15 protein-coding genes are annotated in these 14,172 nt (G+C 67.2%); 7 read left to right on the plus strand and 8 right to left on the minus strand.

What is annotated here, in order from left to right; translation table 11 throughout:
• Window positions 1-44: 44 nt before the first annotated feature.
• The 4 genes from JTJ31_RS15125 to JTJ31_RS15140 all read right to left on the minus strand — a co-directional run bounded on the left by JTJ31_RS15125 (window position 45) and on the right by JTJ31_RS15140 (window position 3,007).
• Window positions 45-980: a mechanosensitive ion channel family protein gene (locus tag JTJ31_RS15125; protein ID WP_207539562.1), complete on the minus strand. Its 936-nt coding sequence runs from the start codon at window positions 978-980 to the stop codon at window positions 45-47.
• A complete protein-coding gene (rnk, locus tag JTJ31_RS15130; RefSeq protein WP_207539563.1) occupies window positions 977-1,444 on the minus strand; it encodes a nucleoside diphosphate kinase regulator in 468 nt (155 codons plus the stop codon). Before rnk ends, JTJ31_RS15125 begins: the two co-directional genes overlap by 4 nt.
• 744 nt (window positions 1,445-2,188) lie before the next feature.
• A complete protein-coding gene (locus JTJ31_RS15135; protein WP_207539564.1) occupies window positions 2,189-2,509 on the minus strand; it encodes a DMT family transporter in 321 nt (106 codons plus the stop codon).
• Window positions 2,510-2,599: 90 nt separating this feature from the next.
• Window positions 2,600-3,007, minus strand: coding sequence for a PRC-barrel domain-containing protein (locus JTJ31_RS15140; protein WP_207539565.1), 408 nt, complete (start codon window positions 3,005-3,007; stop codon window positions 2,600-2,602).
• A 402-nt stretch (window positions 3,008-3,409) separates the two neighbouring features.
• Here JTJ31_RS15140 and JTJ31_RS15145 point away from each other — a divergent pair, with 402 nt between their 5' ends.
• From JTJ31_RS15145 to JTJ31_RS15175, 7 genes are all read left to right on the plus strand, one after another.
• Window positions 3,410-5,377 carry a DEAD/DEAH box helicase gene (locus JTJ31_RS15145; RefSeq protein WP_207539566.1) on the plus strand — a complete coding sequence of 656 codons (1,968 nt, stop codon included), beginning with the start codon at window positions 3,410-3,412 and terminating at the stop codon, window positions 5,375-5,377.
• A 151-nt stretch (window positions 5,378-5,528) separates the two neighbouring features.
• Window positions 5,529-5,786 (plus strand): hypothetical protein, encoded by a 258-nt coding sequence (locus JTJ31_RS15150; protein WP_207539567.1) that lies wholly within the window; start codon window positions 5,529-5,531, stop codon window positions 5,784-5,786.
• On the plus strand, window positions 5,783-6,010 hold the full coding sequence (locus JTJ31_RS15155) for a helix-turn-helix domain-containing protein (RefSeq protein ID WP_207539568.1): 228 nt from the start codon (window positions 5,783-5,785) through the stop codon (window positions 6,008-6,010). Before JTJ31_RS15150 ends, JTJ31_RS15155 begins: the two co-directional genes overlap by 4 nt.
• Before the next feature lie 85 nt (window positions 6,011-6,095).
• On the plus strand, window positions 6,096-6,230 hold the full coding sequence (locus tag JTJ31_RS25040; RefSeq protein ID WP_268957080.1) for a hypothetical protein: 135 nt from the start codon (window positions 6,096-6,098) through the stop codon (window positions 6,228-6,230).
• A gap of 344 nt (window positions 6,231-6,574) precedes the next feature.
• Window positions 6,575-7,516 carry a 3'-5' exonuclease family protein gene (locus tag JTJ31_RS15165; RefSeq protein ID WP_207539569.1) on the plus strand — a complete coding sequence of 314 codons (942 nt, stop codon included), beginning with the start codon at window positions 6,575-6,577 and terminating at the stop codon, window positions 7,514-7,516.
• A gap of 110 nt (window positions 7,517-7,626) precedes the next feature.
• The gene (locus JTJ31_RS15170; RefSeq protein WP_207539570.1) at window positions 7,627-7,938 is read left to right on the plus strand and encodes an HU family DNA-binding protein; all 312 of its coding nucleotides are present in this window, start codon (window positions 7,627-7,629) and stop codon (window positions 7,936-7,938) included.
• A gap of 10 nt (window positions 7,939-7,948) precedes the next feature.
• Window positions 7,949-8,476 (plus strand): hypothetical protein, encoded by a 528-nt coding sequence (locus JTJ31_RS15175; RefSeq protein WP_207539571.1) that lies wholly within the window; start codon window positions 7,949-7,951, stop codon window positions 8,474-8,476.
• Between the two features lie 1,610 nt (window positions 8,477-10,086).
• Here the strand turns inward: JTJ31_RS15175 and JTJ31_RS15180 are convergent.
• The 4 genes from JTJ31_RS15180 to JTJ31_RS15195 form a co-directional block, all read right to left on the minus strand.
• Window positions 10,087-11,094 carry a calcium-binding protein gene (locus JTJ31_RS15180; RefSeq protein WP_207539572.1) on the minus strand — a complete coding sequence of 336 codons (1,008 nt, stop codon included), beginning with the start codon at window positions 11,092-11,094 and terminating at the stop codon, window positions 10,087-10,089.
• Between the two features lie 175 nt (window positions 11,095-11,269).
• Window positions 11,270-11,968 carry a type I-E CRISPR-associated protein Cas6/Cse3/CasE gene (cas6e, locus tag JTJ31_RS15185; protein ID WP_207539573.1) on the minus strand — a complete coding sequence of 233 codons (699 nt, stop codon included), beginning with the start codon at window positions 11,966-11,968 and terminating at the stop codon, window positions 11,270-11,272.
• Window positions 11,965-12,678, minus strand: a complete 714-nt coding sequence (gene cas5e, locus JTJ31_RS15190) for a type I-E CRISPR-associated protein Cas5/CasD (protein WP_207539574.1) — start codon at window positions 12,676-12,678, stop codon at window positions 11,965-11,967. Before cas5e ends, cas6e begins: the two co-directional genes overlap by 4 nt.
• Before the next feature lies 1 nt (window position 12,679).
• Window positions 12,680-14,167 (minus strand): type I-E CRISPR-associated protein Cas7/Cse4/CasC, encoded by a 1,488-nt coding sequence (locus tag JTJ31_RS15195; protein ID WP_207539575.1) that lies wholly within the window; start codon window positions 14,165-14,167, stop codon window positions 12,680-12,682.
• Window positions 14,168-14,172: the final 5 nt, after the last annotated feature.

The raw sequence follows: 14,172 nt of genomic DNA on the forward strand, positions 1-14,172 counted from the left end.
AAGGGTGATGCGACGCCGAGGCCCAGCAGCGGGTCTGGGGGCGCTTATCGGCCCAGCATGGCGACCGCCTGCGCTGTGTCACCGCCGGGCCGCTCCAAGCGCAGCCGATACCGCCGGTGAGGCGCCGGCACAGCCCGCCGGCGGAGCGCCTCATCCACGGCGGTCAGCACCGCATCGCGGCAATCGATCTCCTGGGCGAAGCTCGGCACCCAGTAGCGGACCATGTAAACAAGGCCCTCCGCCTCATGCGCGGTCAGGCGCGCATCCGGTGGCGGATCGGATAGAACGCCCGGGGCCGCGGCGGCCGCCTCTGCCAGCAACTGGCGCGCGTCGTGCGCTGCCAGCGAGTGGTCGAGGGTGATGCGGACCTGCTGTCGATACTGGGGGCGCGGGGCGCTGTAGTTCGTGACGCGCTGCTGGGCGATGCGCCCGTTCGGCACGATGACTTGCACCTTGTCGCGCGTCTCGATGCGTGTCGCCCGCCAGGTGATCTCGATCACGCGCCCGCCGAGGCCCGCCTCCAGCTCCACCCAGTCGCCGATGCGGTAGGTGTGTTCAAGGCCGAGCGCGATGCCTGCGAAGACGTCGCCCATCACGCCGCGGAGCGAGAAGCCGAGCACGGCCACGATGACGCCGGACGTTGCCGCTGCGCCAAGGGCCGAGCCCTCGAAGACCAGCGCGATCGTCGCGAATGCCGCCGCCGAGAAGGCCGCCGCCGCCAGCAGGTCCTTCAGGAGCTTGGGCGAGCGCCGGCGTCCGCTGCCTTTCCGGGAGAGCACGGCATCGGCGAGGCGCGTGGCGAGCCAGGCGGCGCTGAAATAGGCCGCGCTGCCGAGCAGCAGGCGCAGGACCTGCCCGCTGCCCGGGGCCGGGCCAGCGTTTCCGAACAGCGGCAGCAGCAGCGGCTGCGCGAGCAGAAGCCCGACGCTCCCCAGCGTGGCGGCGAGCGGCCCTGCGATCCGCCGCAACTGCGCGTTCATGCCGACGACTCAGCCAGACGCTCACCCACCTCGAAAGGCTGTGGCGAGACCCGCAGCACGGTCAGCTCGCGCTCGCGCCCTTGCAGCGTGGGCCACAGAATGGAGCGGCCGGCGGCCATGCCGATCAGGCCGGCACCCACCAGGGTGAGGACGGAGACGCGTCCTGCCTCGATGTCGGCCTCGTGCGGATAAACGATCTGGACACGGCGAACCGTGCCGGTTCCGCCGTCGCGGTATTCGACATGCGAGTGCATGGCGACCACGTCCGGTGGCACGCGGCCGGGGGGCACGATCCGGGCGCGATCGATCTCGCGCAGGAGGTGCTCTGCCACCTCGGGGCTTCGGCGCGCGACGGCCGCGGCGAGGCTAGACAGCCGCTCCTCGTCCGTGGCCGAGAGGGTGATGGGGGGTTGGGCCAGCTTCTTGGTGCGGCGGGCCACCAGCGTTGTGGGCTCGGTGTTCATGGGTTTCTTTCTTTCGGGGTCATCACGGGCTGGGCTGGGCTTGTTGCTGACTGCGCCCAGCAGCGCGCTGTGCCATTCGACACGGCGTTCCCTGGGTCACGGCGATGCCGACCGTGGGAAATGGCCGGTCCGCAAGCGATCCGCGGCCGAGGAAGGGCGTCAGCCCAAGGAAAGGACGAATTCGGGCTTCCACCAGGACAGAAACTGCGTGACAGCCAAGGCCGCCACCAGCGCGCCAACGATCATGGCCCGGACCTGGCCTTCCGTGGGGCCGCTCTCTTCTTCGGAAGGGGGCGCCCCGAGTCCGCTGATCACCCCGCGCCCGCCGGAGGCCGGACGTCCGTCACGCCGCGTCGCCAAAGACGCCAGGAAAGCCCGGGGGCCGCGCCGGCATGGTGCGACGGATTGGTGGCGGCCAAGGGCCGCAAGAAGCAGCGTATCGACCGACGCCGCGCGTCGATCCACGGAGGCATAGTGCTGCTCCGCTAGGTCTTGCTGTGTCATTGTGAAAACCTTCATGCCAAGAGCGGTGCCGTTCAGGCGTGCGCATCAGCGGTCTTGCGCCGGACCATCCCCGAGCCGAAAGGCCCGGGGCTAATCTCCTGCGAGAAGGGTTCCCGCTTGGCGCGGGCGGAATGAAATTCCGCGCATCGGCATGATGACCTTTATGTAACAAATTCTTCGAAGGATTTCAACTCTATTCCATTTAGCGGGGAGAATTAGCGGCCCGCTGGAGAAGGGTCGTCAATCTGAGCTTGAAATCTTCATGAGAATCATTCCGCCCAGTAGTAGGAAGGCGGCGAGCACGCGCAAGGAAGTGACCGCCTCATCCAGGACGATGATCCCGACGACAAACGCGCCGACAGCGCCGATCCCGGTCCAGATCGTGTAGGCGGTTCCCAGCGGAAGAACCCGCATCGCCCAGGAAAGGAGGACAAAGCTCAGCAACATCGCCGCCAGGGTGGCGACGGTGGGCCAAAGCCGCGTGAAGCCCTCCGATTGCTTCATGGTGAAGGCCCAAAGGACCTCAAGCAAGCCGGCGGCAATGAGATACACCCAGGCCATCGCAGTCTCCTCTGGGCATCGGAGGCCTGGACACCCTGGGGGACGATGCCTGGCGGTCTTGGGGCTTGTCCCTTGAAGGCGCCGTGCCGGTCAGTCGCGGTAATCGAAGCCTGGCATGGCGCGGACCTCGTCGCGGGTCATGGGCAGCTCCGCTCGGCGGTTGTTGCCCATGCGCAGGCGCTCAAAGGGAATCATGACGTGGCGGTCGCTGCGTAGCAGGCCACGGTCCACTTCCACGACGACGCCCACGACACGTCCCTGGGCGTCCAGGATCAGATCCTCGACCTCGCCGACTTCGTGGCCGTCGGAGCTGTACACGTCCCAGTCCATGATGGCCTTGGCCCGCAGGTGGCCCTGCGCCATGCCTGCAGGCGCCGTTGTGGCCCGGGGGGCCGTCGTCACGCCTGGGGTCGTTGTCGTGCTGGGCGAAGGGGTCTGTGCCAGGGCAGGGGCCGCCAAGCCCAGAGCCAGGGCGGCGGCGAAAGTGGCCTTGAGCATGAGAGGTCCTCCTCTTCAGCCCGGAGGGCGCCGAGGCCTGCACCTTGTTGCGAAGGCGAAGAGATCAGGCCATGCAGAGGCAAGTGTCCCGCACTCGGCTGACAGAAACCTTGCAAGCCGGATACGGCTGATTTCCAGCCCTGGCCGCAGCCCGAGATCCAGCGCTGTGTCCTGATCTTAAGGGCAGGGCGAGCCCTTTCTGGTAGGCGCCGAGCCCGTGGGATCCACCGGCGCGGAGTTTGCAGCGAGGCTTCAAGCCGAGGACGCAAAGTGGGGGGAGGCTGCCCGGGCAGCAGGGCTGAACCCAAGGTGATTGGCGGAAACTGACGCTCTTAGCAGGAAGCACTCTCTTCCTTGAGTGGGCCGATTCACATCGTGATTCCAGGTGCTTAGACTCATGCGATGGCCCGATCCCTTCGCACGCACCAGCGCCGCATCCTCGGGGTCGTGCGGGCCATTGCGTCAGGCGAAGCCTCAGGGCTTCAGGACATCCTCGCGGCGGTGACACCGGGCGGGGGCAAGAGCCTCCTGCCTGTGCTGGCGGCGAGCGAGTTGATCCGCGCCGGGGTCGTGGACCGGGTGTGCTGGGTGGTTCCCAGAGACAGCCTGCGCCTGCAGGCAGAAGAAGCTTTCGCCGACGGGGGGTGGCGTTCGGAGCTTGGTCACAGCCTCTCCGTCCGAGCCGCCGAGAACGCGCCTGACCCATGCCGGGGCCTCGCGGGCTACGTGACCACCTACCAAGCCGTCGCCGCCGCTCCCGAACTGCACATGAGGGAATTCAGCCGGCACCGGTATCTGCTCGTGGTGGACGAGATCCATCATCTCCCAGCATTGAGCGACGCAGAGCCCTCGGGACAGGTAGGGGAGGGGGCGTGGGCCTTGGAGCGCGAGGCCTCCTGGTCGCGGGCCTTGTTGCCGATGCTCGAACTTGCCCGGGTCCGTCTCTTGCTTTCCGGAACACTCATGCGCGCGGATGGGCGGCCGATCCTGTGGCTGCCCTACGGCAAGGGAAGTTCCGACCGGACACGGGAAGTGGACCTTCGGGCGTCCGGCTGGGCGGTGGTTGGCTATTCCCGCGCCGAGGCCCTGCGGGAGAAGGCCGTGCTGCCGGTGACCTTCGGTGCCGTACAGGGGGAGGCGTCTTGGATCGAGCCCGACGGCCCAGCCGTAGGGCCCCATACACTGGATGCGGATTACGAGACCACGCGACCCGCTCTCTTCACGGCACTCCGCACCGAATTCGCCTTACAACTGCTCGACCGCGCCTTCGACGAGACGCGCATGCTCAGGGCCGGGCGACGCCGGAAGCTCGGTGTGATGGCGAGGGACGGCGGCAAGGGACTTGGAAAGCTCCTGGTCGTGGCACCTGATCAAGTGCAAGCACGGCGATACCTGGACCACATCAGAGGGCGGCTGCCCGTGGCGCGGCGGCTGGTGGATGCGCGGCTCGCCATTTCGGACGAGCGCGACGCGCAAGAAACCCTTGCTGCTTTTCGGCTCATGAGCGAGCCGGCATGCCTCGTGACCGTGGCGATGGCCTACGAAGGCTTGGACGCTCCGGGCGTGTCGGTCGTGGCCGCTCTCACCCACATCCGGTCACGGCCCTGGCTGGAGCAGATGATCGCCCGTGCCACGCGGATCGACCCCCATGCGGGGCCGGTGGACGAGCAGAGGGCGCTGGTCTTTCACCCTGACGATCTTCTGTTCCGCGCCTTCCGACGCCGTATCGAGACCGAGCAGGGCACGGTCGCGCGGAGGCCTAAGGAAAGCCGGGGGCAGCGCCTACCGGATTGGTTAAGACAGGAGCTGGGGGAAGAAGGCCGACACGGCATCGTGCCGCTCTCCTCCAACGCCACGGGGCTGCGGTGGGAGAACCTAGCGGCCGGGCCGACGCTTCAGGTGGGGCGCCCGGCAGCGGCGAAGGATCCGGGTCCGCTGCTCGATGGGCTGCCCACAACGCCCGATGCCCCGACCCCTTCGAGCGTGGAGCGGCGGCTGCGGCATCAGGTCGGCGAGATGGTGGCCGCACAGGCGGTGGAGGACGAAGCCGCGCTGCGGGCGCCGCGCGGCGACGGGACCTATCACCGCTATAATGCCGTGTTGAAGCGGGTGATGGGCAAGGGCAGAGGACTCATGACCCTGGCCGAGCTTGAGGCGACGGTGGGCTGGCTCGAACGCAATCGCCTGGCCGAGCATCTGCATCTCGTGGAAGGCGACCCTCGCTACGCGCACCGGGCGCGGCGCGTGAACGAGGCGGAGCGGCGGCGCCTAGCCTCGGAAGGGCAGAGCGCCCTCGATGCGACGAAGGCCCAAGCCGAGTTCTGGCGGCCGCCTGTGGGAAAGCCCGACACCAGGGCGAGACGGGGATAAGGCGGGCCTCTGACGCGGCGCGCGACGGTGGCGGGTGGCGGCGCAGAAACTAATCCGCACTTTGCGGATTTGTCATTGACGGCCGCGCCGCAAATCCGCACATTGCGGACACGACGAGGGTTAAGCCCCGTCAGATCGAGTGGAGACGCCGTTGAGCACCACCACGGACATCCCCGAGCGCCTCAACCTTGCGGAGCTGGTTTCACGCATCGAGCGCCAGCAGGAAGAGACGCGGAAGTTTGTCGCCGAGCAGCACAAGCTGACCGCCGAAGCTGCGAAGCTGAGCGCGGAGGCATCCAACCTGCGTGTCACGCGCTTTGTCACGCCGGTGGCCGCAGTGGTGGCGGCGATCGGTGCCCTGACGGCTGCCGCTCCGGTGATCGCACGTTGGCTGGGAGGGGGTGGATGAGCCCCACCCGCCTGCGTGAGTGCCTCATTCTCCTGCGGTGGACGCAGCGAGGACTGGCCGATGCTCTGGGCATGGACGAGGCGCGCGTCCGAAAATGGGCCAGAGGCGTGGGCAGCGTGCCTACCGAAATCGCGGAGTGGCTGGAACGCCGTGCCGCCGCCATGGCCGAAGACCCGCCACCAACGGCGCCCGATGGACGACGCCGGCAGCCCGAGGCGGCTTAGTCACAGCCAAGCAGGATAGGCTGGGCCGCTTCAGGCGGCGCTTGTGGGTTCCCGACGCAGGTGAGGACGGAAGGCAGGAGAGACCGTGCACATCCAAGCTGACCTAACCGAGTTCCTCGCCACGGTGTCCGACGCCAGCGGACAGATCCGGCCCCTGGCGCTGTGCGAGCGGCTGCGCATCACGCCCGCGCAGCTCGCCGCATCCATCGGCGTGTCCTAAGAAGCGCTGACTCAGGGCGCGCGCATCTCCACACCCACCATGCAGGCTTGGCTCCGCGATCTGGCCGAAATCATCGGCCGGGTGCGGCAGGCAGCGGGATCCGAGCTGGCGGCCTTTGCCTGGTAGCAGTCGCAGAACCTGCCTGGCTTCGGTGATCTGACCGCCGAAGACCTCGTGAAGGCCGGGCGAGCCGACGCGGTGCGCAGATACCTGGCCGACATCGAGCACGGCGGCTACGCGTGACTGACTGAGGACGGAAACACCACGCGTCCCCCGGGACTCTTGCGGAATCCCCTCCCTCTTTTGGTAGACGGTTCCCAGAATGTTCACGCTGGGAGGTCGCGATGGAGGAAAAGAAGCCGGCCAAGGAGACGGAGAGCGCCGTTGTTCTCGACATCGAGACGGTGCCTGACCTCGATGCGGCGCGCCGCCTGCTCGGCTTCGGACCCGAGGCGCAAGATCAGGAGGTCCGCGCCGCCCTGACGGATTATTGTCGCCGACCGGGCCAGAAGGACGAGGAGGTCTTCGTCAAACCCGTCCTGCAGAAGATCGTCGCGATCTCGGTGATCCTGTGTCGCCGCACGGAGAACGTCGAGAAGTCGCGGGGCTGGGAGGTGTTGCGCATCGCCACCCGGCACACGGGCCATGGGAGCGAGCGGGACATGCTGGAGCGGCTGGATCAGCTTCTCGGGCCCCGCCGGGAGACCAACAAGCAGCCCTGCATCATTGGCTGGAACACGGCGGGTTTCGATCTGCCCTTGGCCCGCCTTCGCGCCGTGGCGCTGCGCCTGCCGGCTCAGTACCTCGCCTATCGCAAGCCCGCAGGGATTCAGGACTGGAAGTTCGAGAAGGAGCACGGATACCCGCTGCCGCATGACTACTGGCGAAAATACGCCGACTGTCATGTGGACCTGATGGAGATCATGGCGAACTGGGGCGCCAGCACAAGGTACAAGCTGGTCGAAATGGCGGCTGCGATGGGACTACCTGGAAAGGCCGACGGCGTGGAGGGTTCCATGGTCGAGCCCATGGTCAACGAGGGCCGGATCGAGGAGGTGGGCCGTTACTGCGAGGGCGATGTCGGCCTGCTCTACGGTGCTTGGCTTCGCTACCAGCTTGCTTGCGGCCATCTCAATGAGAAGGAGCACGCGCAGAGCTGGAAGTCCTTGGCGGACTGCGCCCGGACCCGCGGCGAGCGGTTCGATCATCTGCAGCCGCTGCTCGACGTCGCAGACATAGAAGCGCGCAACGCCGGCCTCCTGACAGCCGAACCCGTCATGGCCTGAGGCGGCACCTCCGTATTCTTCCTCGGTGCGAAAAAGGATTCCCAAGCGGTGTGGCTTGGGCTTCAAAGAAATGCGCTCGCCCAGCGAGGCTTTTTCAAGGGAGTGGAATTATGTCCAAGGCGCTCATCATCGAGACGATCAAGAGCAACATCGAGATCACCGGGGTCGAGGCCACGCGGCTGGCCGGCGAGATCATCGGGGCGCTGCGCGACGAGCTGGTGAAGGAAGGCCGGCTGGCTCTACCCGAGATCGGTTCCTTGACGGCGCGTGAGCGGGCGCCGCGCTCGGGCTTCAACCCGCGCACCCAGGAGAAGATCAAGATCAAGGCCGGCGTGGGCTTCAAGTTCCGTCCCTCGGCCTCGATGAAGACGGATGCGCTGTCGGGTCTCAAGAAGGCGAAGCGCAAGGCCGCCAAGGGCTGATCCGCAGCGAATGAAGATACTTGTTTGGGCGGCCGCCGCGCTGGTGGCCGCCGGTTTCGCCTCTGTGCCTGCGCACGCCCAGGGGCCGCGAACCGAGCGCATCCCCGGCGGTGAGGTGCGGCTGGAATGGCCGGAGCTGAATGGGGACCCACGGCTGCGGCAGACGCTCGCCATCGGCCCGACGCGGCTTGCGATGCAGGCCACGGACCTCGGCGAGTTTTCCCTGCAGGCCAATGGGCGGGCGCTCCTCACCGGCGAGGAGGGCTTCGGCGGCTTTGCGGGTGTGTATCCGGCGCAGGACCGGACCTTCGTGCTGCTGACCGTCGAAAGCGGCGGGCGCGTGTGCCCGGCCCGGTTCCGCATCCTGGAGATGGGGCAGGGGGGAATGGCGGTCTCGCCGGCGTTCGGAACCTGCGCACCCAATCCCCGCGCGACGGTCACGGAGGATGGGCGGCTGCGGGTGCAGGTCGCGGCTTGGCAGCGGCGCGCCGCGCAGGTGGTGACGTTTCGCGATGGGGCGATGCGCGAGGGACGGTAGGAATTCCCGCGCGGGCGGGGAGCGGCTCGACAAGCACATCGGCGAGTGCGTGATGGCGGGTGCATCCCCGCGAGGCGAGGAACATCTCCGCCCGCTCGTCATCGGTCACACGCATCGCGGATCATCCCCGCAAAGGCAGGGGAACGTGTCGAGGACGCGGGTGGCACCAACACCTTTGAAGGGCCATCCCCGCAAGGGCAGGGAGGAGCAGGCCTTGCTCTGGGTCCGATTCTTTTGATCGGGCCATCCCCGCGAGGGCAGGGAAGCTGTCATGGGTCAGACCACGGGCAACGTCTACGCCGGGCCATCCCGCAAGGCAGGGACACTCAGCCCATAAGCGCATCCAAACGCAAAAGACCGGCTCATCCTCTTCGGGCGAGGAACAGAGACAGTTCGTGATGATGGCGTCCTGGATGTTCGGTGCAGCCCCGCAGGCGGGGACCTGTTGAACGCCAAGCCAGGGGTCGTCGTGACGATCGGGTCATCCCTGCAAGTGCAGGGAACGGATGAATACGGTGCGTGGTCGGGACCTCGTGTGCGGTTCATCCCCGCTCGGCGGGGAATGCAGATTGTCTCCTCCAGCACCATTTCCAACGCTGGATCATCCCCGCAAGGGCGAGGAGCTTGCGGCCCACAAGCGCATGCATACCAAAAAGATCGGCTGACCCCCGCAGAAGCAGGGAACCTCTCGGTCTTGGTCTCGGCGGTGCATATGATGACCGGCGCATCCCCGCGAGGGAAGGGAGCCGGATTTCAGCTGGGCCGAGTTCGCTTCTACCGAGGGCCATCTCCGCAGAGGCGGAGAGTGGGACTGGCGAGCAGGCAAACTCACCTAGCAGACCGGTGCATCCCCGCAGGGCGGGGAAGAGGTTTGCACGCTGATCGCCTTGCATCACACCCCTGGATCATCCCCGCGCGGGCGGGGAACACATGCGCCTCTTCGGCAACTTCGAGAAAAACGTCGGCGCATCCCTGCGTGGGCAGGGAAAGGACGCGCTGCGGCTTTAGCCGCCCGTTGGGTTGGGCTCATCCCCGATGGCGGGGAACACCAAGGCACTGATGTCGGCGGCACATAGGAGCCAGGATCATCCCCGCTGACGCAGGGAACCTCTTCGGGTGCTGGACCTCAAGCCGCCTCATTCGGGCTCATCCCCGCAGCGCGGGGGCCAAGGCAACAGCAACTATGGCCGCACCACCGATCTCGGCTCGTCCCCACGCGAGCAGGGGAACAACTGGGCCGTGAAGGTGCGCTGTAACGGGCGTGTGGCTCATCCCCGCACGCGCGGGGAACACCTCAAGATGCCCTACGAGGAGCGCAAAGAGATCGGCTCACCCCGCAGGCGCGGGGAACACGGTCGCTGCGGCTAGAGTGACACCAGTCTATTTGGATCATCCCCGCACGTGCGGGGGACACTCTTCCCGAAAGTCCTTGTTATCAAAGTTTTTCAGCCGGATCTCCCAATCGAGAATGGCGACCTGCCTTCTGAAGGCGGCGCGCGGCCCAATGAGAAAAGTGCCAGTGTCGACATCCAAGGGCCTATTGGCGTCAACGGCTGCTGGAAATGGGGCGATATGGGCTTTGATTCTCGTATATCGCTCAAGAGGCTGCGTCAGGTGAGAAGGTAATCTCCCGTGGTCAGGCTGCCACTGTCGACACCAGCGAGCGTCACGGCTCCAAAGCCCGACACGCTGATCACCGTGTCGGCTCCAACCTGCTGCACACGCACGTGCGGCTCTCGCGGTCCGTGCAGGCCAAGCACGGCGAACTCCAGGATGTCCTCACCCGGCTGGAAATCGCCGACCCAGTCCCGCCCGAACCGGCCCGTGAAGACGAACCTGTCCTGCCCACCTTCGGGAGGATCGCCAGGGGGATCCGCAGCGGCAATGATGGCGAAGTCGCCCCAGAGCGTGTCATTGCCGGGTCCGCCGTTCAGCACGTCATCGCCGCCACGCGCCTCGCCGGTCTCGGCCTGCAGAGCGTCGCCATACAGGGTGTCGTCGCCGCTACCGCCCGCCAACTCGTCGTTTCCGCCCGGGGCGTTGAGAAACGTCGCATCACCTAGCACCACGTCGTTCCCTGCCCCGGCCTGGAGCTGGTCATCGCCGGCTATGGCGCCTGCGAACATCTCATGCGCGTCGCCACGCAGAACGTCGTCCCCATCGCCGCCAAGGAGGCTATCACTTCCTCCCCCGCTGCCTGCGAACATCCAGAACGCATCGCCCATCAGCACGTCGCTACCGCCACCGCCGTCCAGCAAGTCGTCAGCACCCTGGCCGCTCAGCTCGTAGTAATCGCCAATCAGCCAGTCACCTCCGAGGCCACCGAAAAGGCTGTCCTGACCAGCGAGGCTTCCATAGTTGCCGTCTCCGAGGAGGGTATCGTCACCCTCTTCCCCGAAGAGCAAGTCGTTGCCGCCCTGGCCGTCGCCGACCACGATGTAAGCGTCGCCGTACAGCACGTCGTTGCCGTCGCCGCCCCGGAGAGTATCGTGGCCGCCCTGGACATCAAGGATGCTGCTGCCGAACTCGCCTGGCAGGTCCTCGACGTCACCAAACAGTCTATCCGGCCCCGGCGTGCCGGTAATGGTGTCGTCGCCAAGCGTGGTGCTGAGTGCCATGACGGCCCTCCTGTCGATAACACGCTGATATTCATAGCAGTTCCGATAAAAGCGGACCAGAAAATCCGAACTCATCCGGGCAATGCCGGTTTCTACACCTCGCCGGACGGCCAAACAGCCGGCCCGGCGAGGGTCGTGATTGGCTGCGCGGAAGCACCCTTCTCGCGACCGAAGTTCAGACACGGCCGGTGAACAGCATCAGGCCGTGTCCAAAGGCGCGGGCCCGGCCGAGACCTGATGCTATGGCCTCCCGGAGCTTGCCGGGGTCCGTCACCTCCAGCACGCCGACGAGATCGGCGACATCCAAGCGGATCTGCTGCCCTTTTCCGGCGCAAGCGCGGCTGAGCGAGGTGTGACGCTCCTGTTCGACCTGGAGATCCAGCAACGCGAAACCGTGCTGCTCGCCCTTGCGGGAAAGCCAGTCCCGAAGTGCGGCATGAACCAAGCGGTCCTTCTCTTCGGGCGCGGCGTCCCGCGGCAGGCCGCGCAGCGCCTTGGAGACGACGCCGAGCCGCTTTCCCCGCTTCTTGAGGAGGCCGCCTTCCTCGCGCACCGAGGCTGTCGGATTCACGCGCAGCTTGAAGCCCCAGCGGTCCCCAGCCGCCAGCGATAGCGGCAGGGGTTTGGTCCGCAAGTGGAACAAACCATGCGGGTCGCGCGGCTCGCGATGCGAAAGCACCCAGGCCACGTCGTCCTCCAGCCGCCACAGGAAGTCACGGCGGTCGTCGCGCGCCTCATGGAACAGGCCCCAAAGGAGCTTGTGCCAGGTGTCTGAGCGCTCGCTGTCGTCACGCGGCTGCAGCAAGGGCACGAAGGCCTGTGACGGCTGGTCGCGGCGCAGGCTGACCTGCGAAAGCCAGAGGGGATGCGTCATCGGGGGATCTCCGCCACGAATTCGGCGCGGCTGTCGTATTGCCGGCGCACGCGCGAGCGCAGGGCATCGAGACGCTGCTCCACCCGGCCCGAGAGGGTGAGGGAGGCGGCGTCCGCTTCGTCCAGCGCGAGGGTTTGGTGCTTCTCCCCGCCCGCATAAACGTCGAGAAGTCGCTTGCCCCGTCGCCCCGACAGCACCGTGTTTTCCGGCCCCGTCTGAGCACGCTCCTTCAGGGCGACCTCGGCGTTCGGAACCTGAATGATGCGCGGGGCCAGGGGCAGGGCGAGCGGGCAGCAGGCCCGCCCGAGGTAGGGAGCGAAGACGGGCCGTCGCATGGCTTCCGCCACCTGCTCCAAACTCCAGGGTGAGGCCTCCCGCTCCCAGAGCGCCCCGAGGTGCCAGACATCCTCGCGGTACTGGCGGCGAGTAATGCGGGTGGTCAGGGACGAAGCACCCGGCACGCGGAACTGGACCGTGTGGTAGTCCACGCTCATCCGCCCAGGGGCGAGGGTGAGCACGCCGAGGCCGAAGCAGCGCTCGATTTCCAGATGCGCGGCTTCGTCCGACCGTTCCACGCCCAGACAGGCCGCCACGAGGCCGAGCAGGCCCGACCGGGTGGGCCGGGCTTGGCTCGGGCGGATCTCGCCCAGCGCCAACTCGCCGAAGGCGGCGAGCGGCGCCACCAGGGCGAAGGTGAGATGCGGGCGCATCTCAGGGCGTCAGGGCGAGGGCGATGAGGTCCTCGCGGCTGATGCTCGGCGGCAGCTTCTTGCCCTGGCAGGGCTCAGCCTTCTTGTCCGCTTTCCCGAATGGCACCCGGGCCGCGACCGCCTCTGCGATCTCCGCCGGCATCCGCGTGGTCATCATCGCGGCGGCATTCCCGTTGCCATAGATGCGGTTCAGCCGCGCCCGGTAGTCGAGCAGCGAGCCGATCGAGGCATTCAGCAGGTCCTCACCCGACACCGGCATGGCGAAGGCGCCGGCGAGGGAACGGGGCTGCTCAGCGCCGACCTCGACCAATGTGAAGTCCACGGGCGGATAGGCCGCGAAGCTCGCTTGCCGTCCGCCCGGCACCGCAGCCGGCAGGGCCTCGATCAGCGCGGTGATGGTGTCGCGGAGGAGGGCATTTTTCTCCTCAGCAGCCAGCCCGGTGCCGAGATTCCGCTCCAGCAGGGCGCGGTTCAGCACGAGATACTGGTAGTAGACGCCGGAGCCGAAGAAGGCGGTGTCGATGTGACCGGCGCCGGTCTCGTCCGCGCCGCTGCGATCATCCATCCCGGAAAAAAAGTCATCCTCAGCGACGGCGCGATGCGTGGTGAAGGCATGGGCCACATGCAAGGCGGCCGTGCGGTCGAATTCGTGCGCGTCAGCGAACATCCGCCCCATGAGCGCGACATCCACGCCCGGATCGGCCGCGTTCAGCACCGCCGCGCGGATCTCGCCCTGCGCCCTGCCAATCGCCTTCTCGTCACGCTTGGGCTTGGGGGCCGGCTTGCCGCCCTTCCTGGACTTCTCGGCCGCCTTGGCCTTGGCGGCGGGCGCGGCCGTGGGCGTGCCGAACATGTCGGTCGCACCTAGCACGGTGCCGGAGAAGTCGTCCTGCGCGGGCCCATCCTGCGCGCCCTCGGGGCCGGCATCGGCGTCGGCCGCGGGCGCCGTCTCCTCCGGTGGGATCGCCGCCAGTGTCAGGAAGGCCTTGATCCTCTCCGCATCCGCGAGCGTCTCGACCAGGAAAGCCTTGAGGCGCTGTTCCTCGAAGGGGGAAAAGAAGGCGAGCGTCTTGTTCTGGATACGCCCGTTGGTCTTCTCAGCCGCTTCGAGCTTGCCAAACGCCTCGGCGATGAAGTGCGACAGGGTCAGCCGGTCCGCCGCGGAGAGGGACTGCGCGGCGGTGGCGTGCCGGGCCTCAATCTCGGCACGAATCGTCTCGCCGATGCGCCGGGTCCGTGCGCCGATCAGGCTCTCCAGCCGCGCCTGGAAGGCGGGCGAGAAGCGCAGCGCGCGCTTCTGGCTTTGCGAAGACAGCCGCAGGCGGGGCACGCCGCCCACGTTCGCCTGCTTGGGCTGGCCGGCCTCATCGCGGTTGAGGTTGTGCAAGCCGATGAAGCGCAGGAGGTGGATCTGCACGAAGGGCCGCTCGGCATAGGTGGGGGCATCCCCCGCGCGCAGCGGCGCGGAGGCAATGGTCGTCTTGGTCATGGGGG

It is taken from the genome of Sabulicella rubraurantiaca (assembly GCF_017355885.1).
Taxonomy (GTDB): domain Bacteria; phylum Pseudomonadota; class Alphaproteobacteria; order Acetobacterales; family Acetobacteraceae; genus Roseococcus; species Roseococcus rubraurantiacus.

Bases quoted from the DNA above. Each gene is read 5' to 3' on its own strand.
- JTJ31_RS15125 (WP_207539562.1), bottom strand. From the start codon at position 980: ATGAACGCGCAGTTGCGGCGGATCGCAGGGCCGCTCGCCGCCACGCTG.
- rnk (WP_207539563.1), bottom strand. From the start codon at position 1,444: ATGAACACCGAGCCCACAACGCTGGTGGCCCGCCGCACCAAGAAGCTG.
- JTJ31_RS15135 (WP_207539564.1), bottom strand. From the start codon at position 2,509: ATGGCCTGGGTGTATCTCATTGCCGCCGGCTTGCTTGAGGTCCTTTGG.
- JTJ31_RS15140 (WP_207539565.1), bottom strand. From the start codon at position 3,007: ATGCTCAAGGCCACTTTCGCCGCCGCCCTGGCTCTGGGCTTGGCGGCC.
- JTJ31_RS15145 (WP_207539566.1), top strand. From the start codon at position 3,410: ATGGCCCGATCCCTTCGCACGCACCAGCGCCGCATCCTCGGGGTCGTG.
- JTJ31_RS15155 (WP_207539568.1), top strand. From the start codon at position 5,783: ATGAGCCCCACCCGCCTGCGTGAGTGCCTCATTCTCCTGCGGTGGACG.
- JTJ31_RS15165 (WP_207539569.1), top strand. From the start codon at position 6,575: ATGGAGGAAAAGAAGCCGGCCAAGGAGACGGAGAGCGCCGTTGTTCTC.
- JTJ31_RS15170 (WP_207539570.1), top strand. From the start codon at position 7,627: ATGTCCAAGGCGCTCATCATCGAGACGATCAAGAGCAACATCGAGATC.
- JTJ31_RS15175 (WP_207539571.1), top strand. From the start codon at position 7,949: ATGAAGATACTTGTTTGGGCGGCCGCCGCGCTGGTGGCCGCCGGTTTC.
- JTJ31_RS15180 (WP_207539572.1), bottom strand. From the start codon at position 11,094: ATGGCACTCAGCACCACGCTTGGCGACGACACCATTACCGGCACGCCG.
- cas6e (WP_207539573.1), bottom strand. From the start codon at position 11,968: ATGACGCATCCCCTCTGGCTTTCGCAGGTCAGCCTGCGCCGCGACCAG.
- cas5e (WP_207539574.1), bottom strand. From the start codon at position 12,678: ATGCGCCCGCATCTCACCTTCGCCCTGGTGGCGCCGCTCGCCGCCTTC.
- JTJ31_RS15195 (WP_207539575.1), bottom strand. From the start codon at position 14,167: ATGACCAAGACGACCATTGCCTCCGCGCCGCTGCGCGCGGGGGATGCC.